Source organism: Streptomyces sp. NBC_01260, from assembly GCF_036226405.1.
GTDB lineage: Bacteria > Actinomycetota > Actinomycetes > Streptomycetales > Streptomycetaceae > Streptomyces > Streptomyces laculatispora.
Map to the genome: position 1 here is coordinate 8,552,525 of NZ_CP108464.1, position 26,584 is coordinate 8,579,108.

Genomic DNA, 26,584 nt, shown 5'->3' on the forward strand with positions numbered 1-26,584 from the left:
ACGGCCTGGTGGCGGACTTGACTCCCGGACAGGGGCAGGCCGCACCGCTCGGCAGGTCGTACCGGCTTCGGCGGGCCATGGCCGGTTGCCACCGGCAAAGACGCCCCGCCGATGCCGGGGGCCGTCTCCGGCGGGCCGACCGGGCCGGACTCAGAACGGAGCGCACCATGACGCGAGCAGACAGCCGCAACAGTCACACGCGGTACGGGCGGTGGCGCGGCGACCGGCGGCTGCTCGGCATCCTCGTGGCCCTTGTTCTGCTCGCGGGAGGCGGGTATGCCGCCTTCGGCCTCCGGGGCGGTGCTTCGAAGGAACCGGATCCGCAAGTGACAGCCGCCCAGAAGCCGCTCACGGCATTCCTTGCCGCGTGGGCCGCGCACGATGCCCGGAAGGCGGCCGGCTACACCGACACCCCCGACAACGCCGCCTCGCTCCTCACCTCGGTGCTGACCAACCTCAAGCCCTCCGCAACCACCATCGCCCCCGGCGACGGCAGGCAGAAGGACGACGGCGAGGTGCACTTCCCCTTCTCCGTGGCCATGACGGTTCCGGGGGCGGGGGACGTCACCTGGAGTTCCCGGGCCAAGGTGCTCCGTACGTCGGGGGTGTGGAAGGTCGAGTTCGCCTCGCCGATGATCCATCCGGAGCTGAGACCGGGGCAGACTCTGGCGCTCAAGAGTGGCGGCGGCCGGGCGAAGGTCCTCGACAAGAACGGCGACCCGCTCCGCGCCGACTCCCTCGTCGGCACCGTCGACCCGGTCAGCGGCAAGGGCGCATCCGGTCTTGAGGCCCGCTACGACGAAATGCTCTCCGGGGGCGGTAGGGCGGCCAAGTCCCTGGTGGTCGCGGACCGGCAGAGCGGGCGCGCTCTCAAGAGCCTCACCGCGACCCCGCCGGCCGAGGGCCGCCCGGTGCGCACGACCATCGACCCCCGCATCCAGAAGGCGGCAGCCGACGCCGTGACCGGGGTCGACGACAACGCGGCCGTCGTCGCGATCGACCCGCGCGACGGCCACATACTCGCCGCCGTCAACCGGCCCGGCGGCCTCAACCGCGCACTCGAAGGACGTTACCCGCCCGGTTCCACCTTCAAGGTCGTCACCACGGCGGCTCTCCTGAAGGGCGGCACCCGGCCCTCGGACGCCGCGGCGTGCCCCAAGTTCGCACGCGTCAACGGCCAGCGCTTCGAGAACCAGGGCCAGTTCGAACTTCCGGCGGGCTCGACCTTCACCGATGTCTTCGCCCAGTCCTGCAACACCTACTTCGTCAACGCCCGCAGCCGGCTCTCCGGCACCGACCTGCGCGACACGGCCCGGGCGTTCGGGATCGGGGGCAGCTGGGACGTGGGAACGACCACCTACGACGGCAGTGTCCCCGCCACGACGAGCGACAACGACAAGGCCGCCGCGACCATCGGGCAAGCACGCGTTCAGACATCACCGTTGGTGATGGCGTCCATCGCGGCCACCGTCAAGAACGGAGCATTCAAACAGCCGCTGCTGGTGCCGGACGCGGTGAAGAAGAAGTTCACTGCCCCGACGGCGCTGGACGCCGAGGTCGCCCGTCAGCTCCAGGAGCTGATGCGCGCCACCGTGACCTCGGGTTCCGCCCACGCGTTGAAGGATCTGCCCGGCCGGCCGCACGCGAAGACCGGAACAGCGGAATTCGGCACCGCCACGCCGCCGAGCACGCACGCCTGGATGATCGGCTACCAGGGCGACTCCGACCTCGCCTGGGCGGTGCTCCTGGAGGACGGGGGCTCCGGCGGAGCCGACGCCGGACCGGTCGCAGCGCGGTTCCTGGGCAATCTGGCCCGCTGAGCGGACGGTGCCGCTCGGGCCCGCCCCCACCGCAGCCGCGCCGGGCCGGCCCGCCGCGCGTCGTCGGCACGCCGCATCCGTCATCACGCGCTTCAGCCCCCGGCCGGGGAAGACGCGCCCCTCAGAACAGAAAGTCCGTGCCATGCACACTCGAACTCCCGTGTCCCGTCGTGCCGTACTGGCCGGGCTTGCCGCCCTGCCCCTCGCCGGATGCGCAACCGGCCCGGATGGTGCCCCACCCGCCTCTTCCGGGCCGATCCCCGCCGCCTCCAAGTCCTCCGCGCCGCCCCCGGCCGACCCTCGTACCGAACAGGCCTTCCGCGCGCTGGAGCGGAAGTTCGACGCGCGGCTCGGCGTCTACGCGCTCGACACGGGCAGCGGCCGGACCGTCACCCACCGGCCCGACGAGCGTTTCGCCTACGCCTCCACCTGCAAGGCACTGCTCGCAGGCGCGGTACTGGACAAGAACTCGCTCCGGCAGATGGACCGGCTCGTGCGCTACGGGCGCGACGATCTCGTCAGCGCCTCGCCGATCACCGAGCAGCACGTCGCCACCGGACTGACGCTGCGTGAGCTGTGCGACGCCGCCATCCGCTACAGCGACAACGCCGCGGCCAACCTCCTCTTCCACGAACTCGGTTCCCCCAGGGCCCTGCAGGACGCCCTTCGCGCGCTCGGTGACAACGTCACCCGCTGCGACCGCTACGAAACCGCGCTCAGCGCTGCCACCCCCGGCGACCTCCGCGACACCAGCACACCCCGCGCCCTCGCCACCGACCTGCGCGCGTACGTCCTCGGCACCACACTTCCCGCGGACAAGCGGGCCGTGCTGACCGACTGGCTCAGGCGCAACACCACCGGCGACAACACCATCCGCGCGGGCGCTCCCGACACGTGGCAGGTCGGCGACAAGACCGGCACGGGCGGCTACGGCACACGGAACGACATCGCCATCGTCTGGCCACCCGGCGCCGCTCCGATCGCGCTGGCCGTACTCTCCCGCCGCGACACCAAGGACGCCGAACGCGACGACGCCCTCATCGCCCGAGCCGCGAAAGTCGCCCTCGGCGCAATCGCGTAGGCGAGCCCAAGGATCAGTGATTCCCGGCGACCGGCCGAGGCGGTCGTGCGGTACCGGCCGGCCGGTGTCCGTCAGGGCAGGCGCGGCGAGGCTCTCGATCCGAAGGACCTTGCCGCACCGGCCGTCGGCGACGCCTGATCAACGGGGGAGTGCGCTGCCCGGCACGGCACTAACATCAGCACCTTCGCCGACTGCTGGAGCCAACCGCTATGCCACTGCCGCGCCTCGGAGTTGTGATCGTCACGATGGGCACTCGCCCGAAGGAGCTGGATGCCCTGCTCGCCTCGGTGGAGAAGCAGGACGTGCCGGCGGCGAGAGTGGTCCTGGTCGGCAACGCGACGCCGCTCACCGACATCACGGCGGACGTGACCAAGATCCCGCTGGGGGAGAATCTGGGCTGCCCCGGTGGCCGCAACGTCGGACTGAGGATGCTGAGCGAGTCGGGCGAGGTGGATGTCGTCGTCGAACTGGACGACGACGGCCTGCTCATCGCCGACGACGTGTTCCGCCGGGTCCAGCAACTGTTCGCGAACGACCCCGAGCTCGGCATCGCCGGGTTCCGGGTCGCGGATGAGAACGGGCTCACGGAGCGTCGCTGGGTGCCCAGGCTGCGCGCCGACGATCCGATGCGGCGTGGTCCGGTGACCGCCTTCCTCGGGGGCGGACACGCCCTCTCGATGCCCATGCTCAACGGGATCGGTCTGTGGCCGGCGGAGTTCTTCTTCGGGCACGAGGAGTCCGACCTCGCCTGGCGTGCGCTCGACGGGGGCTGGAAGATCCTGTACGAACCCGAGCTCGTTCTCCAGCATCCGAGGACGTCTCCGGCCCGGCACGCGGCCCACTACCGGTTCACGGCCCGCAACCGCGTGTGGCTGGCCCGCCGACGCCTCCCGATCCCGCTGATCCCCGTCTACCTCGGCGTGTGGATCCTCCTCGCCATGGCGCGGATGCGGTCGTCGGCCGGCCTGAAGGCCTGGTGGGGCGGTTTCGCCGAGGGGCTGCGGACACCGTGCGGCCCGCGCGGACCGATGAAGTGGCGCACCGTGTGGCGTATGACGCGGCTGGGACGCCCTCCGATCCTCTGACGGCCACCGCACCGGCAGTGGGGCGGGCGGGCGCCTCGCCCGCATGTGAAGCGCTGCGCCCCCTGAGGGAAACGGGCAGTGGCTCGGGCTCCTGACAGGAGACCGCCGACCGCCGCGGGCGCCGTTCGGGCGCGGCCGCGGCCTCGTTCGGGCAGCGGCCCGGGGGCGGGCAACCGGTTCGTGCGGCTTGACCAGCCCGTACGGCCTCGGCGAAACGGGCACGAACGGGCACAGGCGAAGCTGTGAAGAGCCTGGTCGCCGTGGGTGCCTTGCTTGTACAAACGACTCATGAGCCCGAACGGGGCCTGAGTCGCAGCGAACGCAGGGAAGTGTGTCGTGGACACCGACGAGCGCCGACGAGAGATCCTCATGATTGCCCGACGCGACGGGTCGGTGGAAGTGACCGCACTGGCCGGGACGCTTCGGGTGGCCAAGGAGACCGTCCGGCGTGATCTGCACATCCTGGAGGAGCACGGTCTCGTACGCCGTACCCACGGCGGCGCCTATCCGGTGGAGAGCGCGGGCTTCGAGACGACGCTGGCCGCACGTACCAGCCGGCTCGTTCCCCAGAAGTCCAGGATCGCGGCGGCCGCGGCCGACCTCCTCGGTGACGCGGAGACGGTATTCGTCGACGAGGGTTACACGCCCATGCTCGTCGCCGAGGTACTGCCCAGGGACCGGCCCCTGACCGTGGTCACCGCGTCCCTCGCCGTGGCGACCGTGCTCGCCGACGCGGAGAAGACCACCGTGCTGCTGCTCGGGGGCAGGCTGCGCGGTTCCACGATGGCCACGGTCGACCACTGGACGACCCGGATGCTCGCCGGATTCGTCATCGACCTGGCGTACGTCGGGGCGAACGGGATCTCCCGTGAATTCGGCCTGACCACGCCCGATCCGGCCGTGAGCGAAGTGAAGGCCCAGGCCATGCGCAGCGCCCGCCGCCGGGTCTTCGCCGGTATCCACACCAAGTTCGGCGCCGTGAGCTTCTGCCGCTTCGCCGAGGTCGCCGACTTCGAGTCCATCGTCACCGACACGGGTCTGCCTTCCGCCGAGGCGCAGCGGTACTCCCGTCTCGGTCCGCAGGTCATCCGCGCCTGACACACCCCGCAGCACGCACCACAGCCGGCACGCCCGCAGTCCCTCGCCCCGCAGTCTTCGTCCCGATTACCCGGAACCCCCGCCCGTCAGCCGGGATGACAGACATGCCCCTTACAAGAAATCCTCGATGACGAGTGATCAGGAGAACCACATGCCCCACCTTCAGCAACGTCGAAGCAGGCTGAGTGTGCGTCTGGGTACGGGAGCCGCCCTCACGGCCCTGCTCGCCGGGTGCAGCGGCGCAGGCGGCGGCACCTCGTCCGGCGGCAACGACTCGATCAACGTACTCATGGTGAACAACCCGCAGATGGTCGAGTTGCAGAAGCTCACTGCGGACAACTTCACGAAGGAGACCGGTATCGAGGTCCACTTCACGGTCCTGCCCGAGAACGACGTACGCGACAAGATCACCCAGGACTTCTCCAACCAGGCAGGTCAGTACGACGTCGCCACCATCAGCAACTTCGAGGTGCCGTTCTACGCGAAGAACGGCTGGCTGCACCCGCTCGACGCGTACTCCTCCAAGGACAAGGCATTCGACCAGGGCGACATCCTGAAACCCCTGCAGGAATCCCTCACCGCCGAGGACGGCAAGCTCTACGCCGAACCGTTCTACGGCGAGTCGTCCTTCCTCATGTACCGCAAGGACGTCTTCGCCGAGAAGAACCTGAAGATGCCGGCGAAGCCCACCTGGCAGCAGGTCGCCGATCTGGCGGCCCAGGCGGACGGCGCCAAGAGCGGTATGAAGGGCATCTGCCTGCGCGGTCTGCCCGGCTGGGGCGAGGTCATCGCTCCGCTGACCACCGTCGTCAACACCATGGGCGGCACCTGGTTCGACAAGGACTGGAACGCGAAACTCGACTCACCCGAGTTCAAGAATGCCGTCCAGTTCTACGTCGACCTGGTCAGGAAGCACGGCGAGTCGGGTGCGCCCCAGGCCGGCTACGCCGAGTGCCTCAACAACATGACGCAGGGCAAGACAGCCATGTGGTACGACGCCACCGCGGGCGCCGGGTCACTGGAGGCCTCCGGCTCCCCGGTCAAGGGCAAGGTCGGTTACGTGGCCGCGCCCGTCGAGAAGACGGACAGCTCCGGCTGGCTCTACACCTGGGCCTGGGGCATGCAGAAGGCCTCCAAGAAGACCGACAGCGCATGGAAGTTCATCTCCTGGGCCTCCGGCAAGGAGTACGAGAACCTCGTCGGCAAGACGGTCGGCTGGCCCGACGTGCCCGCCGGCAAGCGCGCGTCGACGTACTCCAACCAGGACTACCTGAAGGACGCCTCCGCGTTCGCGAGCGTCACCCGGCAGGCCATCTCCAGCGCGAACCCCCGCGACCCCGGCACCCAGCCGCGGCCGACCGTCGGCATCCAGTTCGTCGACATCCCGGAGTTCACCGATCTGGGCACCAAGGTCTCGCAGGAGATCAGCTCCGCCATCGCCGGCCGCCAGTCGGTGGCCGACGCGCTCAAGACCTCGCAGGCGCTCGCCGAAAAGGTCGGCAAGGAGCAGAAGTGAGTGCTTCGGTCTCCACCCCGCAACTCCCCGCCGCCGACGTGTCCGGTGCCCCCGTGCCCCGAAGCCCCCGAAAGGCTCCAGGCCGGGCGCGTGCCTGGGCCACCCGCGCCCCGCTGCTGCCCGCCCTGGTATTCCTGATCGCCGTGACCCAACTGCCTTTCGTGGCAACGGTGGTGATCTCGTTCTTCGACTGGAACTCGCTCTCGCCCGACGAGCGCAGCTTCAGCGCTTTCTCCAACTACGGGGAAGTGTTCAGCGACCCGAGTCTGCGCGACTCGGTGTTCACCACGGTCCTGCTCACCGCGAGCGTCGTGATCGTCAGCGTCGTGCTCGGACTCCTTCTCGCCCTGCTGCTCGACCGCGAGTTCATCGGCCGCGGGTTCGTCCGCACGCTGCTGATCACGCCGTTCCTGTTGGTACCCGTCTCGGCGGCGCTGATGTGGAAGCACGTGCTGTACAACCCCGAGTACGGCCTGCTGAACGGGGCCTGGGCATGGTTCACCGGACTGTTCGGCGTCGACAGCCCCGGACAGCCCGACTGGATCTCCGACATGCCGCTGGCCGCGGTCGCGACCGCCCTCGTCTGGCAGTGGACCCCGTTCATGATGCTCATTCTGCTCGCCGGGCTGCAGAGCCGGTCCGCCGAGCAGATGGAGGCCGCCCGGCTCGACGGCGCGAACGCCTGGCAGATGTTCTGCTACCTGACGCTGCCGCATCTGCGCCGCTATCTGGAGCTGGGCGTACTGCTCGGCTCGATCTACATCGTGCAGAACTTCGACGCGGTGTTCACCATCACCGCCGGCGGGCTCGGCACGGCCAACCTCCCCTACACGATCTATCAGACCTTCTACCAGGCTCACGCATACGGACTGGCGTCCGCCGCGGGCGTGGTCGTGGTGATCGGCACCATCGTCGTCGCGACCTTCGCCCTGCGCGTGGTCTCGTCCCTCTTCAGTGAGGAGGCGGGCCGCGCATGAGCACCCTGACCGCTCCGAACACCCCCGAGACGGCACCCCGGGACGCCGGCGGCCACGCCCGGGCGGCACGCAGGGGCAGGCGCCGCTCCGCCGCCCTCGGCCTGGTCGCCTGGACCGTCGGCATCGTCTTCTGCACACCCGCGCTCTGGATGCTGCTTACCTCCTTCCACTCGGAGGCCGACGCGGCGACCAACCCGCCCTCGCTCGGCGCGTCCCTCACACTCGACGGCTACCGGGTGTTCTTCGGCGCCGACGGCGGGGCGAGCCCCTGGCCTCCGCTGATCAACTCCGCGACCGCATCCGTCTTCTCCACGCTCTGCGTCCTGGTGCTGGCGCTGCCCGCCGCGTACGCGCTCTCCATCAAGCGGGTGGAGAAGTGGACGGACGTGATGTTCTTCTTCCTGTCCACGAAGATGCTGCCGGTCGTCGCGGGTCTGCTGCCCGTGTACCTGTTCGCCAAGAACACCGCAACGCTGGACAACATCTGGTTTCTCGTCATCCTCTACACATCGATGAACCTGCCGATCGCGGTATGGATGATGCAGTCCTTCCTGGCTGACGTGCCGGTCTCCATCATCGAGGCCGCGCAGGTCGACGGCGCCCGGCTGCCAACGGTGCTGGCCAGGGTGGTGGCGCCGGTCGCCGCTCCCGGTATCGCCGCCACCTCGCTGATCTGCTTCATCTTCAGCTGGAACGAGCTGCTCTTCGCCCGGGTGCTGACCGGGGTGACGGCCCAGACCGCACCGGTCTTCCTGACGAGCTTCGTCACCAGCCAGGGGCTGTTCCTCGCCCAGCTGTGTGCCGCGTCCGTCGTCGTGTCCCTGCCGGTGCTCGCCGCCGGCTTCGCCGCTCAGGACAAACTCGTCCAGGGCCTTTCTCTTGGAGCTGTCAAATGAGGGCTGCGATCATCGAGTCCATCGGCAAGGTGTCGGTCGAGACCGTCCCCGACCCCGCACCGGGGCCCCGGGACGTGGTCGTCGCCGTCAAGGCCTGCGGACTCTGCGGCACCGATCTCCACATCCTGCAGGGCGAGTTCGCCCCAGCGCTGCCGATCATCCCCGGCCACGAGTTCGCTGGCGAGATCGTGGAGACCGGCTCCGAGGTGACCGAGCTGGCCGTCGGCGACAACGTCGCTGTCGATCCGTCGCTGCATTGCCACGAATGCCACTACTGCCGCAGCGGGCGCGGGAACCTCTGCGACAACTGGAATGCGATCGGGGTCAGCAAGCCCGGCGGGGCCGCCGAGTTCGCCGTCGCCCCGGTGGCGAACTGTGTGAAGCTCCCGGACCATGTCGACGTACGTACCGCGGCGCTGATCGAACCGCTGTCCTGCGCGGTGCGCGGCTACGACGTGCTCAACTCCACGCTCGGAGCCCAGGTGCTCATCTACGGCTCCGGAACCATGGGACTGATGATGCTGGAGCTCGCCAAGCGGACCGGCGCCGCCTCCGTGGATGTGCTGGACGTCAACCCCGACCGGCTGACCACAGCGGTCAAGCTCGGCGTCTCGCGCTCCGCCGCCTCGGCCGACGAGCTGGAGACGCTGCGGGGCTGGGACGTCGTCGTCGACGCCACCGGCAACGCGGGCGCCATCCAGGACGGGCTCGGCAGGGTCGCCAAGGGCGGCACGTTCCTTCAGTTCGGGGTCGCCGACTACGCGACGAAAGCCGTCATCGAGCCATACCGGATCTACAACCAGGAGATCACGATCACCGGCTCGATGGCCGTGCTGCACAGCTACGAGCGCGCCGCCGCCCTGTTCGCCGGGGGAGTGATCGACCCCGCGGTCTTCATCAGCGACCGGCTGCCGCTGGAGCAGTACCCCGACGCACTGGAGCGGTTCAAGGCGGGGCTGGGCCGCAAGATCGTGGTCGAGCCGTGACCGGTGGCCCCGACGCCGTCCTGGTGATGGGCGAGGCGCTCATCGACCTGGTGCCCCGCGCGGACGATCCGCGCACGCACCGGGCCCAGCCGGGCGGAGCCCCCGCCAACGTCGCCGCCGGACTCGCCCGACTGGGCACGCCCAGCTGGTTCGCGGGAGCGCTCGGCGGCGACGGATTCGCCCGGCTGATCGAGGAGCGGCTGGTCTCGGCGGGTACGGAACTGGGCCTGTGCGCACGCTCGGACCTGCCCACCGCACTCGCGGTGGCCGACCCGGGCCCCGATGGCACCGGCTACCACTTCCATCTGCAGGACACAGCCACCTTCCGGCTGCCGGAGCGTACGGCCGACGTGGGCCGCTTCGGCGCCGTGTACGCGGGCGGGCTCGCCGCGGTCGTCCCGCCCGCCGCCGAGGCGGTGGCCGCGACCGCGCGCGCCGGGGCCGAGCACTCCGTGCTGGTGGTCGACCCCAACGTGCGCGAGGACCGCACGCTCGACAACGGCTCCGCCGTGCGCCGGCTGCGGGAGCTGTGCGAACTGGCCCGGGTCCTCAAGGTCAGCGACGAGGACGTGGCCGCGCTCTGGCCGGGCGCGGCCCCCGAGGAGACCTGCGCACACCTGGCCGCGGGGAACCGTTTGGTGGTGCTCACCCGTGGCCCCGCGGGCAGCACGGCATTCACCCGGGACCTGGGGCGGGTGTCCGTACCCGCGGTGCGGGTCGACGTGGTCAACACGATCGGCGCGGGCGACGCGTTCATGGCGGCGGTGCTCAGCTGCCTGGCCGTTGCCGGAGCATTCCGCGACGGCGGCGCCGCCCGGCTGTCGCGCGGCCGGGCAGCCGAGATGCTTACCTTCGCCTCGCAGGTGGCGGCCTCCGTGGTCGCGCAGTCGGGGACCGAGCCGTCGCGGCCGCAGTACGACGGCACACCGGTGCAGGCCGGCGGGGGCGGCGGCCGGCCGGTCTGAGGCAGCGGGCGGGGGGATGCGACCGGTCCGTACCGGAGCCGGCGCATCCCCCCCGCGCCGGGACGAACCGCACCGAGAGCGGTTCGTGCTACGGGGTGGGAGTCGAAGCGTTCCGTACCCGCTTCGTCGGCAGCGGCGTACCGATGTCCAGGTCTTCGTCGAGCTTGGCGATCAGGGCGGGAGCCGACGCGAGTGCGTAACGGGCAGCCCATTGTCCGGCGAGGTCCAGGAATCCGTTGAGCTTGTCGTGCACGGATTGGAGGAGGTCCGGCAGTTCGGCCAGGGGAAGCTCGATGGGGGCCCTGGCCGGTGGGGCCGTGTCGGGCCACAGCCTGACGAGCGATTCCAGGTGTTCGATGTGCGTGGCGGTGCCATGGCCGAGCCAGATCTCTTCCCCGGCCATGAGGCCGAGCCAGTCGCGCCAGTTCTCCAGGCCGAAGCAGCACCCCGGGGCGATCGCGACGTCGGCCGCAGTGTCCCGGAGGAGGATGCCACCCGGTGCTATGACGAGATCGACGCCCAGCAGGTCTTGGACACGCCGCACGCCGGCCTCGGAATCCGGGGCCGAGTCGTCGGCGTCGTCATGCCCGCAACTGGTCAGGACCGCCATCGCCGTGCCGACTTCAGGCGGTGACATCCGGCCGGAGAGAGCCAGGAGGCGGTCTGCACGTGGGGGAGCGGTGGGCCACAGAGCGAAGTCCACCGCGTCATAGGTCTCCACGACGGCATCCATGACCAGCACGGTTCCATTGTCGGGCATGGGCGCTTCCCGGCCGCTTGGACGTCAGGCGCTCCTGTGGTCGGGTTGCCGCGTCCGTGGTAAGGACGGGTGGCTCACGGCCTGGGCCAAGGGCTGAGTGTGCTGCCTCTCATCGCCCGGTCCCCGCCGCGTACCGAACCCGGCGGCGGCCTCACTCCGATTGCGAGGTGCCCGGCATCGAGTTTGAGTGGAGGGTACCCCCATGTACACCAGGAGCCGGCATGTCGATGGCGTTCGATTCACCCTTCGGTCCGTCCGATCCGTTCAGTGAACTCTTGAACAGGTTCTTCGGCATGTCGCCCGCGTCCTCGCCACCCGCCGTGCAGCGCGTACCGATCGGGCGGCTCCTGACGGAGTCGTCGCACGAACTCCTCAATCTGGCCACGCGCCGGGCGGCCGAGGACGGGACGTCCGACCTCGATACCGAGCATCTCCTGTGGGCGGCCACTCAGGTCGAGCCCGCGCGGAAACTCGTGTCGCAGGTCGGCATCGACCCCGACGCGCTTGCCGCCCAGATCGCCGAGGTGCTTCCCCGGGAGTCCGGCGAGCCGTCCGCGGAACCCGGGCTCACCCCGGCGGCGAAACGTACCCTCGCCACCGCCTACGCCCATTCGCAGGCGGCAGGGGTGTCCTACATCGGACCCGAGCACATCCTCGGCGCGCTCCTCAACGACGCCGACTCCGGCGCCGCCCGGTTCATGCGCGCGGACGACCTGGACGTGCAGAAGCTGCGCGGCCTCACGGAACCGGCGCCGCGCGCGGACGGTGCCCCCACCGCCGGGAACCAGCCGGCCACGGCCCTGGACGAGTTCGGCAGGGACCTGACCGAGGAGGCGAAGGCGGGCAGGCTCGACCCGGTGGTCGGCCGGTCCGAGGAGATCGAGCAGACCGTCGAGATCCTCTCGCGACGCACCAAGAACAATCCTGTGCTCATCGGTGAACCCGGCGTCGGGAAGACCGCCATCGTGGAGGGGCTGGCCCAGCGCATCGTGGCGGGCGAGGTGCCCGACACGCTGAAGGACAAGCGGGTCGTCTCCCTGGACCTGTCCGGCATGGTGGCAGGAGCCCAGTACCGCGGACAGTTCGAGGAACGCCTGAAGAAGGTCATCGAGGACGTCCAGGCGGCCGGCGGCGACATCATTCTCTTCATCGACGAGCTGCACACGGTCGTCGGCGCGGGTGCGACGGGCGAGGGCTCCATGGACGCGGGCAACATGCTCAAGCCCGCACTGGCACGAGGTGAGCTCCACGTGGTGGGAGCGACGACGATCGACGAGTACCGCAAGCACATCGAGAAGGACGCGGCCCTGGAGCGTCGTTTCCAACCCGTCCTGATCCCGGAGCCGACCGTCGAGGAGACGGTGCAGATCCTGGAGGGGCTGCGGGACGCCTACGAGGCCCACCACCAGGTCCGCTTCGCCGACGGGGCCCTGGCGGCAGCGGCGGAACTGTCCGACCGCTACATCAGCGACCGGTTCCTGCCCGACAAGGCCATCGACCTGATGGACCAGGCCGGCGCCCGGGTACGGCTGCGGAGCGCCGGCCGCTCCACCGAGGTCGTCAGCCGGGAGGACCGCCTCGCGAAGCTGCGACGCGAGAAGGACCAGGCGGTGGCCGGGGAGGAGTTCGAGAGGGCCTCGGGGCTGAAGCAGCAGATCGACGAGGTGGAGGGCGAGCTGGCGGGAATCGAGGAACGCCGCGAAGGCGTCGTCTCGGTGACCGCCGCCGACATCGCGGACATCGTCGCCCGGCGGACCGGCATCCCGGTCTCCCAGCTCACCGCCGACGAGAAGGAGAAGCTCCTCAAGCTCGAAGCGGCGATGCACGCCAGGATCGTGGGCCAGGACGAGGCGGTCACCGCGGTCTCCGAGGCCGTACGCCGCAACCGCGCGGGCATGGGGGACCCGAACCGTCCCGTCGGATCGTTCCTCTTCCTCGGGCCCACGGGCGTGGGCAAGACCGAGCTGGCCAAGACGCTCGCGGAGCTGCTCTTCGGCAACGAGGACCTCATGATCCGGTTCGACATGAGCGAGTTCCAGGAGAAGCACACGGTCGCGCGGCTCGTCGGCGCACCTCCCGGCTACGTGGGCTACGACGAGGCCGGCCAGCTCACCGAGAAGGTCCGGCGTCACCCGTACAGCGTGGTGCTGTTCGACGAGGTGGAGAAGGCGCACCCCGACATCTTCAACACGCTGCTCCAGATCCTCGACGACGGCCGCCTCACGGACGGACAGGGACGCACGGTCGACTTCCGCCACTGCGTCGTCATCATGACGTCCAACATCGGCGCCCATCGCATCCTCGCCCACACGGGCGACGCGGCCGAGCTCAAGGACGAGCTGATGGGGGATCTGCGGGGACGGTTTCTGCCCGAGTTCCTCAACCGCATCGACGACATCATCGTGTTCCACAGCCTTACCGAGGACGATCTGTCGGAGATCGTCGAGCACCTCCTGGACCGCAGCAAGCACCGTGTCCATGCCCAGGGCATGAATCTGGACGTCACCGAAGCGGCTAAGAAGTTGCTGGTCGCTCATGGCTACCAGCCCGAGTTCGGCGCCCGCCCACTGCGCCGCACGATCCAGACGGAACTCGACAACCGGATCGCCTCCCTGCTCCTCGGAGGCGAGGCCGAGCCCGGAGACACGATCGTCGCCGACGTGAAGGACAACTCGCTCCACTGCACCCTCCGCGGCGAAGCCTCCTGAGGGCTGTCCAGGGGGACAGCTCTCAGGCTTTCCGGCGCACGTGGCGTCCGGTCAGGGTGTTCTCGGCAACGCGTCCTGACGGGCGCCGACGACGGTGACCTTGACGTGCTTCATGATCGGCTGGTCGCTCCAGGTGCTGCAGTCGCTGAGCGCGCACCGAAGGTCCATCTCCGGCCTGTAGCCGGCAGCGCGGCCGCGTGGGATGTCGTAGGGGATGGCGAGGTAGCCGTTGAGGGACCGCCGATGCCGGGCGATGGGGGACAGGGGCGAGGGTGACGCGTGGGCCGTGACGGCTCACGCGCCGCCGGGACGCTCCCAGAGCGCAGATCAGCGTCTGCGCGACCTGCCGGCCCCCCAGCCGTTGCCGATCCCGGCCACGTGCAATGCCAGGGCCGTCAGGCCCAGCAGCATCACGTTCACGGAGGAGAAGGCATCGTTGGTCGCGATGTCGGCGGCGTTGATCAGGAAAGCGATGAAGAAGAGGACGGCTGCGACTATTCCGAGCATCGGTGGAACTCCTGTTCTCGAGTGGGTGAACCCCGTGTGCCCGCGTTCCTCCCGCTCATACGTCAATGCGGTCGGCGGCCGCCGACGTTGATGTGATCCGCCTTCGCCTCGTCCACGGTGTAGCAGAGCAGGTAACGGTTCTAAGTAGTGACTGCCATCCGGTCCGACCGGGTGCATGCGTCACGGCGGGCGCGGTGTGGTGGACGGGATACGGCGGATCGATGTCCCGTGCGTCGTCGACGCCCCTTGCCGAGGCGTGCGGCGGGCGTGCCGGCGCACAGTCCCGTGCCCCGCGCGAAGGCGCTTCTGGAGTGTCTCCCCGCCGACGGGATCCCCGAAAAAACCCGCCTCGGTCCCTTGGCCCAGGACACGCGCGCCGTCGCGGCGAATGTCGGCCACTTTGTGGGCGCCGCAGGTTTTCCGGCTGCGGAGTGCCGGGGCGCCGACGCCGTCGGTCGGGGGTCGGATCATGCCTGGCGGCACGGGGGGCGGAGGCAGATCACTGCTGGAACCGCCTCCCCGCGGCGCTGCTCCTGGTTCCTTACCGACTGGCGGGCTCGGCCCGGACTCGGTGTCGATTTTCAGACGAAACGATAAATCTACCGTTTCGGAAGGCGCCGCACCGGCCGATATTGTCCCGGAAGGCCTGGTTCATTGCTTGGTAGGGCTGAGCACACCGCTCACGTTCAGGACTTCATGGCACACCCGCGCCCGACGCCCGGTGGCCGGTGTGCCCGGCTTCGCGCAGGTCACGTTGATGGTCACGGTGTCGTTCTCGGTGATCTTGATAGGGGTGACCCAGTGATAGTCCTGGTTACGGAAGGTCTCCAGCGCGATCGTGGTGATCTTGCGGTCGCCGAACGTAATCGTCAGCACCCCTTCGTCGCCCTGGAAGTTGGCGACGACGATGTCCGTGATTCCGAAGGTCTGGTTCTCGGGCACCGTGTACGTACCGGTCTTCGTCGCCCCGCCGGAGGTCTTCAGGTCGATGGTCGCCGAACTCTGCTGGCCTCCGCCGGACGAGGTGCCGTCGCCGCCCGTTCCGGGCGAGGCCCCGGGGCTCGCTCCGGGCTGCGCACCCTTGTCCCCGCCGCCCTTGCCGTCGCCGGAACCGGTGCCCGGCGTCTGTCCGTCCTGCGACCCACCCGGATTGGGACGCGCCTGGACCTCCTTGGTGGCGGCTTCCTTCGCCGCGCTGCGCACCGCCGGACGGACCAGGGTGAACCAGGCCAGCAGCAGGGCGAGCAGCGCCGCGAGCACCGCGAGCAGCCACTTCGGGAAGACCGGAATCTGGACGAACTCGGCGTTCAGGGGCGGCCGGACGGCGGTCTCGTCCCGCCGGTCCTCCTCCTGGTCGCCGGACTCGGCGGTGTCCACGGTGAACGGCCACACCACGGGGGAGCCGAACCACACCGGCTTGCCCGTGCGGACCCGAAGCCGGACCTCTGCCGATTCGCCGGGCTCCAGCTTCGGCTTCGCCGGGCTGAAGGCGAACCGCAGCTCCTCACCCGCCTGTCCGGGGGTGAAGCCCACCTGCGCCGGGGAGTTGCCCAGGTTGCGCACCGCCAGCCGGTAGCGGCCGCGCAGCCAGCCGCGCCGACGGCGCGGCGCCAGCTCGGCGTGCAGCTCGTGGAACTCCTCGACGTACACAGTGGTTTCGGGGACCCGCACCGACTCGGGGTGCTCGGTCGGCAGCACCCGCACGCCGAGGGGTATCTCACCGGGCCGGGTCTCCGGCGAACGCGGTGGGTCCAGACGGATCGTCACCGTCTCGGACGTGCCGGGATAGAGGGAGACCCGCGGGGGTTCCACGGTGGCCCAGGGGGCGCAGTCCCCGACGACCTCCAGGCTGTACGCCTCGACGATGTCGCTGTCGTTGCGGACGGTCAGGCTGGTCGTGGCAGTGCTGCCCGGCGCCACCGTCACCGCCGGGATGTCGAGGCCGGGCGCGCTGGGGCCGGAAGAGGCTGCAGAAGGCGTCACACCGCCACGGTAGGACCGCACCACGTCCGTCACGAGGAGCGCAAGGGCAAGACCCGGGCAGTTGCGGTGCCCGGGAAGTCAAGACCAACTCCACTGCACCGGTGAGTTGTTGATGCCTGCCGTCCGCCTCACGCGCGCCGCCCGCCCGCGCCCGGACCGGCCGTGGACCCGCTCGCACGTCCTTCTGCCCGCGAACTCATGAAACAGGATCTCCGCCCATGACCTGCCCAGAGCAGTACCGCCCGGCCATGCCCGTCACCCCACCACGTCCGTCCGTCCAGGCAGCGGCCGGACACCGGACCTCCCACTCCGATCGCCCGGACCAGGTGACCGTGGCCGTGTACGCTGCCGACCCGGTCCTGCGCGTCGGCGTCGTCGAGCAGTTACGCCGACGCCCCGAGGTCAGTCTGCTCGACGAGGCCGAAGCGGAGCAGGCCCAGGCGTCGCTGGTGGTCGTCGACAGCGTCGACGACGATGTGGCAGCCCTGCTGCACCGGCTGCGGCACAACACCGCCACCCGCACCGGCCTCGTGGTCGGCACCCTCGGCGCGGGCGCGCTGCAACGCGTCATCGAGTGCGGGGTCTCGGCGGTACTGCGGCGCACCGAGGCCGGCCAGGACCAACTCCTCCACCTCGTCCTGGCGATAGCCAACGGCGAGGGCGTGCTCCCCGGCGACCTGCTCGGCAAGCTGCTCACCCACGTGGGCAGCCTCCAGCGTTCGGCGCTCGACCCGAGGAGCCTGTCGCTGTCCACGCTGACCACGCGCGAGGCGGACATGCTGCGCCTGGTCTCCGAGGGCCTGGACACCGTGGAGATAGCCCGCAAGACCGCCTACTCCGAACGGACCGTCAAGAACGTCCTGCACGAGATCATCACGCGGCTGCAGCTGCGCAACCGGGCCCACGCGGTCGGCTACGCACTGCGCAACGGGCTGATCTGACGACGGCCGGGCACCCCGGCACTGCCCAAAAGCGCACCGCACGTTTCCCCCGGGTACGGCCCCGCCGCCCTGCCGCGCCGCGCGCGGCCGTCGCAGGGTGGCGGGGGACAGCCAGATACCGCACCAGACAGCGAGGTGGACCGTGATGCGCACCGCCGGCCCCGGTGGGCGGTTTCGCCCGGGAAGACTCGGGGCGTCGTTGCTGCTCCTGATCCCCCTGCTCGCGGTGACAACGGCTTCCGGGGAGGGCAGCGCCGAGTCCCGGCCGCAGGCGGCCGACGCGGCGGTCACCCGGATCGCCTACGCCGGTACCCGGCACCGCAGCCTCGGCCGGGTGGAGACCGGCACCGACACCTACAGCGCACCGCTGTTCGGCGAGGGCCCGGCCCACTTCGACCTCCAGCCGTCCGCTCTCGGGGACGCGATGGTCTTCGCGAGCCGCCGCGACGAGAAGGCCCCGCAGGTCTACCTGCGGACCGCCGACGGTTCGGTGCGCCGTCTCACCAGCGGCCGGTACGCGGGGCACCCGCAACTGACTCCGGACGGACAGTCCGTCGTGTTCGACTCGGCCGAACCCGGTGGCCCGGACGGCCGCAAGCAGCGCGACCTGTGGATGGTGCGGACCGACGGCACCGGCCTCAAGAGGCTCACCGACACACCCTGGGACGAGGAGTGCCCGACGGTCTCCCCGGACGGGCAGCGCCTGGCGTACTCCGGCGGCAGCGACCCGGTGGCCGGCATGCAGATCTACGTTCGGCCCCTGGAAGGCGGCACCGCCACCCGGGTCACCGATCCCCAGAACGGCGAGGCCACCGAGCCGGCGTGGAACCCGGTCGACGACCCCGCGCACCGGGACCTGATCGCGTACACCGCCGCCGGGCCGCCGGGACCCCGGCTGCGGGTGACGGACGGACGCACCGACGGGCCGCTGCTGGGGGGCGTACAGGCAGAGTGGCGTACCCACGGGGCAGCGTGGCTGCCCGACGGGGGCGACGTGCTGTTCCTGAGCCCGGACCGCACCTGTGACTGCGAGGGCGACTGGGACCATGTGTTCCGGGTGACCGCGCACTCCGGCGATACACCGGAGCTCAAGCTCAGCGAGGACCGGGAGGTCGAATCGCCCACCTGGATCGGCACGCTCGGCGGCGGCGGTGTGGTGGTCGAGCGCACCTCGGCCGCGGGGCCGCACGTGGTGACGCTGCAGGACGCCCGGTCGGACGGGTCCGACCCCCGCGACCTGGGGCTGACGATCCTCAACGAGGACCCGGCCGCCGACACCGACGCCGATCCCACTCATGACCCGCTCTTCCGGCCCACGACCGGGGACCCGTGGACCGAGCGGCAGAACTACACGCCCGACGGCCGCAGGATCGTGGTGACCCGCTTCGAGGGCGACCCCGGCAACCGTGTCGAGCGGATCTGGATGGCGGATGCCGATGGCTCCAACAAGGCGTACATGAAACTCGACGGACGCGGACCGAAGGACTGGGACACCGACCCGACGTTCTCCCCGGACGGCAAGTACCTCGCCTTCACCCGGATTTCGCCGGGCGGCGTCGGCGACGCGGCGGGCCCCAGCAGCATCCTGATCGCGGACGTCGCGACCGGCGAGATCCGCGACCGGATCACCGCGCCGGCCGGGCAGCCCCAGGGCGGCGACGCCCAGCCCACCTGGTCCTCCGACGGCACCACCCTGGCCTTCACCCGCAACCAGGTGATCGACGGGGGCGGCGGCAACAAACACATCTGGACCGTGCCGGTGAACGACCTGGGCGCGCAGCGCGATCTGAGCGCCACGGTCTGCCCGGGCAACTGCGAAGTCATCGACGACAGCCCGGCGTTCTCGCCGGACGGGCGCGGCGTCGCCTTCAACCGCAAGAACGGCGGCGGCCGGATCGACGAGCACAACGGCATCCTGCTGACCTCACTGTCGGACGGCGACTGCCGGGTGCTGCTGCCCGACGCCGCCCGCGATCTTCCCGACGCCTGCCGCCAGGAACTGCCGGACACCTCGGCCACCGGCCCGTTCCAGCCGCGTGACGCCGCCTGGACAGCCGATGGCAAGGGCCTGGTGATCAGCTCCCGCGAAGCCCTCCCCGCCAACAGCCCCGAGAAGCTGTACCTCCTGGACATCGCGTCCGGCGGCCGCAGCCCGCTCACCACCGGTCTCCCGGGCCGGCAGAAGGAACCCAGCGTCCAGCAGTCCGTGGACCTCGCGGTCCGCGCGCCCGGTACCGTCCCGGAGGTCACCGTCGGCCGTGCCAGGACGGTCGCTGTCGACGTGGTGAACAACGGCCCCGCCGCCTCCCCGGGCACCCGGCTGACCATCGCCCCGCCACCCGGCGTCCGGATCACCCGGCTGACCTGGCCCGGGGGCACCTGCGATGCCGCTTCCCTCCAGTGCGACGTCGGCGTGGTGCAGCCCGGCGCCACCGTGCCGGTGAGCGTCGCCCTCGTCGGGGTCATCCCCGGCGACGCACCGGTGGACTGGTCGGTCACCGGCGCCGTGGTGGATCCTCAGCCCAGCGACAACGCAGGCCGGACCGTGGTGCCGGTACGCGAGGCCACCCCGCCCCCGATCCCTCCGCCGACACCCCCGGCGCCCATCCCTGCACCGCCCACCATCGCACCGCCCACCACCGCACCGCCCACCGTGCCCCCGGAGCCGCAGGAGCCCGAGGCCGGGCCCGGGGTGCGCGTCACGGCGCAGCCCAACCCCGGCTACGTCGGCGGGCGCGTCGTGGTGACGTACACCGTGCGCAACGGCCGCGAGGCACTGGCGACCGGGCTGCGGCTGAAGGTCGGCCTGCCCCGGGGCATCCCGGACAGCGGGCCGCCGGCGGGCTGCGACCGCTCCTGGGTGTGCGCGCTGCCGGACCTGACCCCGGGCGCGAGCACCGTCGTCCGCGTGGTCCTCAGCCCCGACAAGGCGCTGACCGGCAGCGTCACCGGCCGGCTCACCACCACCGGCACGGACGCCGACAAGCGCGACAACACCGCCCGGCAGCGGCTGCGCATCCTCCAGCCGCGCATCGTCGCGGTGCCGCCGATCGGCAAGCCCGGCTTCGTCACCTCGGTGCGCGGCAAGGACTTCCCGCCAGGAGCGCCGGTGCGGTTCACCTGGAAGCCGGGGATCACCGCGGCCGCGGCGCCGACCGTGCCACAGCCGGACGGCACGTTCATCGGCCAGCTGCTCATCCTCGCCAAGGACGAGACCGGACCGCGCGTCATCACGGCCAGGGGCCCCGGCTTCTCACCGGTGAAGACCGACTTCCTGGTGGTCATCGGCAACTGGCAGCCGCCCGGCGAGATGACCCGCCGGTGATCCACGAGGTCGACGAAGGGATGCGCCGCCTGCTCGGCGAGTCCGGTCTGGAGGCATCGGGTGTCGAGGTGGTCTTCGACGCCCCCACCAAGGACTGGGCGGCACGCCGCAACGCCCCGACGGTCTGTGTCTTCCTGTACGACATCCGCGAGGACGCCACCCGGCGCGGCAGCGGCGCCGGGGAGGTGTACGACGCGGAAGGGCACGTGGTGGCACGGCGCACCCCGCCGCGCTGGTTCGAGCTGACCTACCTGGTCACGGCGTGGGCGAGCCGTCCGCAGGACGAGCACCGGCTGCTCTCGCAGGTGCTCGCCTGCCTGGTCGCCACCGACACGCTGCCCGCCCGGCTGCTCACCGGAACCCTCGCCGAACTCGGCCTGACCGTGAGCCTGGACACCGCCGGGGGCGGGCTCGACGCACCATCCGCCTCCGATGTGTGGTCGGCGCTCGGCGGGGAGCTGAAGGCGTCGCTCGGGGTGCTGGTGCGGGCGCCGCTCGCCGGGGTGAGCACGGCCGTCGCGCCGCCGGTCACCGAAGGGCTCGTCGTGCGCACCGCCGCCCGGAGCGAGGGCGGCGAACCGGCGCCGGGACGGCGGCTGCGATATACGGGGACGAGCGAGGCGGGCGCGGACGGCTTCGCCGGCCCGCGCGAACGGCGGCCCGCCCCCGCCAGACGCCGCCGGGGGGACCGCCAGCCGTGACGCACACCGCCGAACCTGCTGTCCTCACCGAGCCCGAGCCCGATGCCGGCCCCGACGCCGAGCGAGAGGTCCAGCCCGTCCCCGTCCCGGGCCCCGTCGCCGATGCCGAATCCGCCGACGTGGCGCACCTCTGGGCGCGGCTCCGCCTGATCGAGGAGCGGGTGCGGCAGGCGGTGGCGGTCCGCCGCGCCGGCGACCCAGACCCCGACGACCCGTACCGGGGCCAGTACTTCACCCCCGAGGGGATCACCCGCATCCTGGACGAGCCGGGCGGCCTCGACGTCCACGCCGACGAGCCCTGGCACCCGTCTCCCGGTTCCGTTCTCGACGGCCTCGCCGTGCGGTTCGGCCTGTCCCCGCTGGACCTGGACCTGCTCCTGATCGCGGTGGCGCCCGATCTGGACGCGCGGTTCGAACGGTTCTACGGCTATCTCAACGACGACCTGACGCGCCGTCGTCCCACGGTCGGGCTCGCCCTGGAGCTGTGCGGGCTCGCCGGCGCGGCACCCGCACGATTCCGGCTCGCCCCCGGCTCGCCGCTGGTGGAGGGCGGTCTGGTGGACGTCACCGAGCCTGAACGGCCACCGCTCTCCCGCGTCCTGGCGGTCCCCGACCGGGTGTCCGGGCACCTCCTGGGGAACGCGCGGCCCGACGTCCGGCTCGCCGGGGTGCTCGGCGAGGCCTGCGAGGACCCGACCGCCGAGGCGGCCGAGGTCCACCGGGCCGCGGCCGCGGCCGCCACCGGCGCCGGCCTCGTCCACCTGCGCAGCCGGGGCGGCGACGCCGAGGGCCTGGCCACCGCAGCCCTGCGCGCGGCCGGGCTGCGTCCGCTCGTCCTGGACGCGGCGGCGCTGGCCGGGCGCTCCGGCGATGTACCGGAACTCGCCCGGGTGGCCGCCCGCGAAGCCCGCCTGACCGGCGCCGGGGTCGTCCTCGGCCCGGTGGAGGCGCTGCCCGCGGAACCCGTCGAACGGGCCCGCACGCTCGGGGCGTTGTGCGCGGCGCTGCGGGGAATCCCGCTCTTCACGCACGGCACCACCGGCTGGGACCCGGCGTGGGCGGCCGACGCGCCCGTCGTGCTGACCGTGCCGGCGCCGTCCCCGGAGCGGCAGGCCGTGCGCTGGCGGCACGCCCTGGACCGGGCCGCCGGTGACGGCTCCGTCAGCGGCGACGCCGAGGCGCTCGCCAGGGCGGTCGCCGCGCACCGCCTGGACGCCGGGCAGTTGCGCCGCGCCGCCGACGCGGCGGTGCGCACGGCCGCCCTGGCCGGCGGCCCCGTCCGCCCCGACGACCTGCAGAGCGCCGTGCGTGCCCAGAACGGCGCGGGGCTCGACCGGCTCGCCCGCCGGGTGGAGCCGGGCGTCGGCTGGGACGACCTGGTCCTCCCGCCGCCCACCCACCGGCGGCTGCGCGAACTCGCACTGCGCGCCCGCCACCGCGAGCAGGTGCTCGGGCAGTGGGGGATGCGGCCCGGCGGCGGGCGGGGGCGCGGCGTGATCGCGCTGTTCGCAGGTGAGTCGGGCACCGGCAAGACCATGTCCGCCGAGGTGGTCGCCGCGGACCTGGGCATGGACCTGTACGTGGTGGACCTGTCCACGGTCGTCGACAAGTACGTCGGGGAGACCGAGAAGAACCTGGAGCGGATCTTCACCGAGGCGTCGGCGGTCAACGCCATACTGCTCTTCGACGAGGCCGACGCGATCTTCGGCAAGCGCTCGGAGGTGAAGGACGCGCACGACCGGCACGCCAACATCGAGTCGGCGTACCTGCTCCAGCGCATGGAGTCGTTCGACGGGATCGCGGTGCTGACCACCAACCTGCGGGCCAACCTGGACGAGGCGTTCACGCGCCGGCTGGACGTGGTGGCGGACTTCCCGGTGCCCGACTCCGGCCAGCGCCTCGCCCTCTGGGACCGGTGCCTGGGCGACCGGCTGCCCCGGGCCGACGACTTGGACCTCGGCTTCTGCGCGGACCGCTTCGAACTGGCCGGCGGCTCGATCCGGGCCTGCGCGGTGACCGCGGCGTACCTCGCCGCGGAGTCCGGCAGGCCGCTCACCATGCGGCAGGTGGTGACCGCGGTCGTGCAGGAGTACCGCAAGCTCGGACGGCTGGTCCTGGAGGGCGAGTTCGGCCCGTACCTGGCGGAGGCCGCCGGCGCCTGAGGGACCGGCCGGGTGGCCCGGACAGGGGATCTCGCCGCTGCGCCGGAGGCGGTGACCCCGGACGTCTCGCGCCGGGCGGCGGCCCGGCCGCACGCCGGCTGCCGGGTCCCGTCCGCCCGGCGCGTTGCCCGAACGTCTGTACCTGCTGCCTCCTCGTCGGCTCCTCACCGGCGCCCTCCTGCCCCGCCCCCGGCGGACCGCGCGGGCCGAGAGGGCGTCCGGGCCGGTGCGGGCAGCACAAGGCGGGGGCGGGCGACGCCCGGACGGTCAGTGCGGGCGGTCCGGAAAGGCAGCGGCCTTGCCCCCGGCCAGGTCCGCGAGTCCCTGTCGCCGCGGCGGACCGGCAGCGAAGACTCGGCCTGGACACAGGTGACCCGTAAGGACGCGAAGGAGCGAGTATGCCGACGTACCTCACCCCGGGTGTGTACGTGGAGGAGGTGCAGTCCGGTGCCCGACCGATCGAAGGGGTCGGCACCGCCGTCGCCGCGTTCGTGGGGTTTGCCCGGAACGGGCCGTTCCACGCACCGACACTGGTCACCTCCTGGGACCAGTACACCCAGCTGTTCGGCGGTTTCACCGAGGGCACCTATCTGGCCCACGCGGTCTACGGGTACTTCGCCAACGGTGGCGGCGCCGCGTACGTGGTGCGGATCGGCGGCCCCGCCGAGGGAGCCTCCCCGGCCGACGGCGCCCAGCAGCCGGAGACCAGGGCGGCGGAGCCGGTGGAGCTCGGCGGCTTCCTGATCGCGGCCCGGCCGGGCGTCTCCGGAGTGTCGGTGGAGATCGCCGACGCGGACGGCGAGAACCCGCCGGAGGACCGCTTCAAGGTCCTGGTCCGCCAGGGCGACAAGGTCGTGGAGACGTACGAGGCCTCGACCCGCAAGAACGTCAAGGGCTACCTCGTCAACCAGGCGCGCGCCTCCAGCCTGATCGCGGTGGCCGAGCAGCGCAACGCCGCCCAGAGCAGGCCCGCCGGCCAGACCGTGGCACTGCCCGATGCCCCGGCCGCGCCCGCTGCGTTCGGCTCCGGCGAGGTGGCGCGTCTCGACGCGTCCGAGTACGTCGGCGATGTCGCGGCCCGTACGGGGTTCGGCGGCCTGGAGGCCATCGACGAGATCACCATGGTCGCGGTGCCGGACCTGATGAGCGCCCACCAGCGCGGCGACATCGACGCGGAGGGCGTGCGCACGGTGCAGCTCGCCGCGATCGCGCACTGCGAGCAGATGGGCGACCGGGTGGCCGTCCTGGACACCCCGCCGGGACTCTCCGCCCAGCAGGTGCGTACCTGGCGGAGCGACGAAGCGGGCTACGACTCCCGGTACGCCACCCTTTACTACCCGTGGGTGCGGGTCTTCGACCCGGCCGCCGGACGCAACACCACTGTCCCGCCCAGCGGTCACATCGCCGGGGTGTGGGCACGCAGTGACGCCGAGCGCGGCGTGCACAAGGCGCCCGCCAACGAGGTGATCCGCGGCGCGGTGGATCTGGAGCTCCGGCTCAGCAAGGGCGAGCAGGACCTGCTGAACCCGATCGGCGTGAACTGCGTGCGCGCCTTCTCCGGCCGGGGCGTCCGGGTGTGGGGCGCCCGCACCCTCTCCTCCGACCCGGCCTGGCGCTACCTGAACGTGCGCCGGCTGTTCAACTACCTGGAGGAATCAATCCTCCTGGGAACCCAGTGGGTGGTCTTCGAGCCGAACGACGACCGGCTGTGGTCGAGCATCCGGCGCAACGTCACCGCGTTCCTCACCGAGGAGTGGCGCAGGGGCGCGCTGTTCGGCCGCACCGCCGAAGAGGCGTTCTACGTGCGGTGCGACCGCGACAACAACCCGCAGGAGTCCATCGACCAGGGCCGGGTCATCTGTGAGATCGGCGTCTCGCCGGTCAAGCCCGCGGAGTTCGTGGTGTTCCGGCTGGCTCAGTTCTCCGACAGCACCAGCCTCATCGACGAGTGACCCGCGGGTCCACAAAGAAAGGTGACAGACAGTCATGGCAGAGGGCGATGCTCTTTCCACCCACGTCTTCGGCGTGCAGCTCGGCGGCTATCTGGTCGAGTCGATTCAGGAGATCAGCGGGCTGACCGTCGAGGAGGAGGTCGTCGAGGTCCGCCAGGTCAGCGCGGAGGGCAAGCAGATCATCCGCAAGCAGCCCGGCGCCCGGCAGGCCGGCGAGGTCACGATCACCCGGGGACTGGACCAGAGCAGTGAGTTCACCTCGTGGATCAAGGAAACCCTGAACAAGGGTGCCGTGGACACCGCGCGGCAGAACCTCACCATCGAGATCAAGGACTCCGAGGGCAGCACGGTCCGCCGCATCCAGCTGATGCAGGGCTGGGCCTCGAAGTGGGAGGGCCCGTCCCTCAAGGCGGGCGAGTCCGCCGCGGCCACCGAGTCGGTCACGATCGTCTTCGAGGAGATCGTCGTCGAATGAGGCGTCGTACGGTGTCCGCGGGCAGCCTGGAGGAGATCCTCCAGGCGACGGAGCCCGCCCCGGCGCCGGAGCGGGCGGCGGCCACCCCCGCCGCCCCGGCGTCCGGCGAGGAGCACAGGCTGCGCACCGAGTTCGAGTTCGAGCTCCCGCGCGGGTACGTGGACGAGGCGGGCACGGTGCACCGCCACGGCTCGATGCGCCTGGCGACCGCCCGTGACGAGCTGCGGCCCCAGATCGACCTGCGGGTCAAGGAGAACCCGGCGTACCTGAGCGTGGTGCTGCTGAGCCAGGTGATCACCCGGCTCGGCGCGATCACCGATGTGCACGCAGGGGTGGTGGAGCGGATGTACGCCACCGATGTGGCCTTCCTCCAGGACTTCTACCGCCGCGTCAACAGCGAGGGCCACACCCGTGCGGCGGTGACCTGCCCGCACTGCGAGGGCGGCTTCGAGGTCGACCTCTCGGGTGGGCGCCTGGGGGAATCGTGACGTACGCCCTTCCCCGGCTCCGGGAGGAGATCGCGTACATCGCGTACCACTTCCACTGGCAACGCGAGGAGATCCTCGACCTGACGCACGGCGAACGCCAGCAGTGGGTGTCCGAGATCGCTCGTATCAACACCCATGTGAACGAAGGCGGTTGAGCG

General features: G+C 71.2%; 21 protein-coding genes and 1 pseudogene. 18 read left to right on the plus strand and 4 right to left on the minus strand.

Annotated elements, in window-relative coordinates; genetic code table 11:
- Positions 1–167: 167 nt before the first annotated feature.
- The 9 genes from OG322_RS38130 (at position 168) to OG322_RS38170 (ending at position 10,424) form a co-directional block, all read left to right on the plus strand.
- Positions 168–1,820 (plus strand): penicillin-binding transpeptidase domain-containing protein, encoded by a 1,653-nt coding sequence (locus OG322_RS38130; protein WP_329307581.1) that lies wholly within the window; start codon positions 168–170, stop codon positions 1,818–1,820.
- A gap of 142 nt (positions 1,821–1,962) precedes the next feature.
- A complete protein-coding gene (gene bla, locus OG322_RS38135) occupies positions 1,963–2,901 on the plus strand; it encodes a class A beta-lactamase (RefSeq protein ID WP_329307582.1) in 939 nt (312 codons plus the stop codon).
- A gap of 209 nt (positions 2,902–3,110) precedes the next feature.
- Positions 3,111–3,986: a glycosyltransferase family 2 protein gene (locus OG322_RS38140; RefSeq protein WP_123465405.1), complete on the plus strand. Its 876-nt coding sequence runs from the start codon at positions 3,111–3,113 to the stop codon at positions 3,984–3,986.
- A 336-nt stretch (positions 3,987–4,322) separates the two neighbouring features.
- The gene (locus tag OG322_RS38145) at positions 4,323–5,084 is read left to right on the plus strand and encodes a DeoR/GlpR family DNA-binding transcription regulator (protein ID WP_123465407.1); all 762 of its coding nucleotides are present in this window, start codon (positions 4,323–4,325) and stop codon (positions 5,082–5,084) included.
- 151 nt (positions 5,085–5,235) lie between these two features.
- Positions 5,236–6,600 carry an ABC transporter substrate-binding protein gene (locus tag OG322_RS38150; RefSeq protein ID WP_123465409.1) on the plus strand — a complete coding sequence of 455 codons (1,365 nt, stop codon included), beginning with the start codon at positions 5,236–5,238 and terminating at the stop codon, positions 6,598–6,600.
- On the plus strand, positions 6,597–7,577 hold the full coding sequence (locus OG322_RS38155) for a carbohydrate ABC transporter permease (RefSeq protein WP_206432437.1): 981 nt from the start codon (positions 6,597–6,599) through the stop codon (positions 7,575–7,577). The genes OG322_RS38150 and OG322_RS38155 overlap by 4 nt, the downstream gene beginning before the upstream one ends.
- Positions 7,574–8,473 (plus strand): carbohydrate ABC transporter permease, encoded by a 900-nt coding sequence (locus tag OG322_RS38160; protein WP_123465411.1) that lies wholly within the window; start codon positions 7,574–7,576, stop codon positions 8,471–8,473. The genes OG322_RS38155 and OG322_RS38160 overlap by 4 nt, the downstream gene beginning before the upstream one ends.
- Positions 8,470–9,459: a zinc-dependent alcohol dehydrogenase family protein gene (locus OG322_RS38165; RefSeq protein WP_123465413.1), complete on the plus strand. Its 990-nt coding sequence runs from the start codon at positions 8,470–8,472 to the stop codon at positions 9,457–9,459. Before OG322_RS38160 ends, OG322_RS38165 begins: the two co-directional genes overlap by 4 nt.
- Entirely contained in the window at positions 9,456–10,424 is a 969-nt protein-coding gene (locus tag OG322_RS38170) for a PfkB family carbohydrate kinase (RefSeq protein ID WP_329307583.1), read from the plus strand. The genes OG322_RS38165 and OG322_RS38170 overlap by 4 nt, the downstream gene beginning before the upstream one ends.
- An 88-nt stretch (positions 10,425–10,512) precedes the next feature.
- Here OG322_RS38170 and OG322_RS38175 read toward each other — a convergent pair whose 3' ends face one another.
- Positions 10,513–11,184, minus strand: a complete 672-nt coding sequence (locus OG322_RS38175) for a hypothetical protein (RefSeq protein WP_123465418.1) — start codon at positions 11,182–11,184, stop codon at positions 10,513–10,515.
- Positions 11,185–11,405: 221 nt separating this feature from the next.
- Between OG322_RS38175 and OG322_RS38180 the strand changes: the two genes are divergently transcribed.
- The gene (locus OG322_RS38180) at positions 11,406–13,892 is read left to right on the plus strand and encodes an ATP-dependent Clp protease ATP-binding subunit (RefSeq protein WP_124285922.1); all 2,487 of its coding nucleotides are present in this window, start codon (positions 11,406–11,408) and stop codon (positions 13,890–13,892) included.
- A 51-nt stretch (positions 13,893–13,943) separates the two neighbouring features.
- On the opposite strand, the pseudogene OG322_RS38185 reads toward OG322_RS38180, so the two are convergent.
- From OG322_RS38185 to OG322_RS38195, 3 genes and pseudogenes are all read right to left on the minus strand, one after another.
- A pseudogene (locus OG322_RS38185) lies at positions 13,944–14,135 on the minus strand (hypothetical protein); the annotation flags it as partial.
- A gap of 84 nt (positions 14,136–14,219) precedes the next feature.
- Positions 14,220–14,399 (minus strand): hypothetical protein, encoded by a 180-nt coding sequence (locus OG322_RS38190; protein WP_123465422.1) that lies wholly within the window; start codon positions 14,397–14,399, stop codon positions 14,220–14,222.
- Positions 14,400–15,050: 651 nt separating this feature from the next.
- Complete coding sequence (locus OG322_RS38195; protein WP_329307584.1) at positions 15,051–16,382, minus strand: COG1470 family protein; 1,332 nt, start codon at positions 16,380–16,382, stop codon at positions 15,051–15,053.
- Positions 16,383–16,600: 218 nt separating this feature from the next.
- Here OG322_RS38195 and OG322_RS38200 point away from each other — a divergent pair, with 218 nt between their 5' ends.
- The 8 genes from OG322_RS38200 to OG322_RS38235 all read left to right on the plus strand — a co-directional run bounded on the left by OG322_RS38200 (position 16,601) and on the right by OG322_RS38235 (position 26,581).
- Positions 16,601–17,323 carry a helix-turn-helix transcriptional regulator gene (locus tag OG322_RS38200; RefSeq protein ID WP_241200340.1) on the plus strand — a complete coding sequence of 241 codons (723 nt, stop codon included), beginning with the start codon at positions 16,601–16,603 and terminating at the stop codon, positions 17,321–17,323.
- A 145-nt stretch (positions 17,324–17,468) separates the two neighbouring features.
- Complete coding sequence (locus tag OG322_RS38205) at positions 17,469–20,648, plus strand: hypothetical protein (RefSeq protein ID WP_329307585.1); 3,180 nt, start codon at positions 17,469–17,471, stop codon at positions 20,646–20,648.
- Entirely contained in the window at positions 20,645–21,349 is a 705-nt protein-coding gene (locus OG322_RS38210) for a DUF4255 domain-containing protein (RefSeq protein ID WP_124285924.1), read from the plus strand. Before OG322_RS38205 ends, OG322_RS38210 begins: the two co-directional genes overlap by 4 nt.
- 119 nt (positions 21,350–21,468) lie before the next feature.
- Positions 21,469–23,511 carry an ATP-binding protein gene (locus OG322_RS38215; protein ID WP_329307810.1) on the plus strand — a complete coding sequence of 681 codons (2,043 nt, stop codon included), beginning with the start codon at positions 21,469–21,471 and terminating at the stop codon, positions 23,509–23,511.
- Positions 23,512–23,909: 398 nt separating this feature from the next.
- A complete protein-coding gene (locus OG322_RS38220) occupies positions 23,910–25,463 on the plus strand; it encodes a phage tail sheath family protein (protein ID WP_329307586.1) in 1,554 nt (517 codons plus the stop codon).
- Between the two features lie 34 nt (positions 25,464–25,497).
- Complete coding sequence (locus OG322_RS38225) at positions 25,498–25,938, plus strand: phage tail protein (protein ID WP_073733942.1); 441 nt, start codon at positions 25,498–25,500, stop codon at positions 25,936–25,938.
- On the plus strand, positions 25,935–26,426 hold the full coding sequence (locus OG322_RS38230; protein ID WP_123465430.1) for a zinc-ribbon domain-containing protein: 492 nt from the start codon (positions 25,935–25,937) through the stop codon (positions 26,424–26,426). Before OG322_RS38225 ends, OG322_RS38230 begins: the two co-directional genes overlap by 4 nt.
- Positions 26,423–26,581 (plus strand): DUF6760 family protein, encoded by a 159-nt coding sequence (locus OG322_RS38235; RefSeq protein WP_164494501.1) that lies wholly within the window; start codon positions 26,423–26,425, stop codon positions 26,579–26,581. The genes OG322_RS38230 and OG322_RS38235 overlap by 4 nt, the downstream gene beginning before the upstream one ends.
- Positions 26,582–26,584 lie beyond the last annotated feature (3 nt).

Bases quoted from the DNA above. Each gene is read 5' to 3' on its own strand.
- OG322_RS38130 (WP_329307581.1), top strand. From the start codon at position 168: ATGACGCGAGCAGACAGCCGCAACAGTCACACGCGGTACGGGCGGTGG.
- bla (WP_329307582.1), top strand. From the start codon at position 1,963: ATGCACACTCGAACTCCCGTGTCCCGTCGTGCCGTACTGGCCGGGCTT.
- OG322_RS38140 (WP_123465405.1), top strand. From the start codon at position 3,111: ATGCCACTGCCGCGCCTCGGAGTTGTGATCGTCACGATGGGCACTCGC.
- OG322_RS38150 (WP_123465409.1), top strand. From the start codon at position 5,236: ATGCCCCACCTTCAGCAACGTCGAAGCAGGCTGAGTGTGCGTCTGGGT.
- OG322_RS38160 (WP_123465411.1), top strand. From the start codon at position 7,574: ATGAGCACCCTGACCGCTCCGAACACCCCCGAGACGGCACCCCGGGAC.
- OG322_RS38165 (WP_123465413.1), top strand. From the start codon at position 8,470: ATGAGGGCTGCGATCATCGAGTCCATCGGCAAGGTGTCGGTCGAGACC.
- OG322_RS38175 (WP_123465418.1), bottom strand. From the start codon at position 11,184: ATGCCCGACAATGGAACCGTGCTGGTCATGGATGCCGTCGTGGAGACC.
- OG322_RS38180 (WP_124285922.1), top strand. From the start codon at position 11,406: ATGTCGATGGCGTTCGATTCACCCTTCGGTCCGTCCGATCCGTTCAGT.
- OG322_RS38190 (WP_123465422.1), bottom strand. From the start codon at position 14,399: ATGCTCGGAATAGTCGCAGCCGTCCTCTTCTTCATCGCTTTCCTGATC.
- OG322_RS38200 (WP_241200340.1), top strand. From the start codon at position 16,601: ATGACCTGCCCAGAGCAGTACCGCCCGGCCATGCCCGTCACCCCACCA.
- OG322_RS38205 (WP_329307585.1), top strand. From the start codon at position 17,469: ATGCGCACCGCCGGCCCCGGTGGGCGGTTTCGCCCGGGAAGACTCGGG.
- OG322_RS38220 (WP_329307586.1), top strand. From the start codon at position 23,910: ATGCCGACGTACCTCACCCCGGGTGTGTACGTGGAGGAGGTGCAGTCC.
- OG322_RS38225 (WP_073733942.1), top strand. From the start codon at position 25,498: ATGGCAGAGGGCGATGCTCTTTCCACCCACGTCTTCGGCGTGCAGCTC.
- OG322_RS38230 (WP_123465430.1), top strand. From the start codon at position 25,935: ATGAGGCGTCGTACGGTGTCCGCGGGCAGCCTGGAGGAGATCCTCCAG.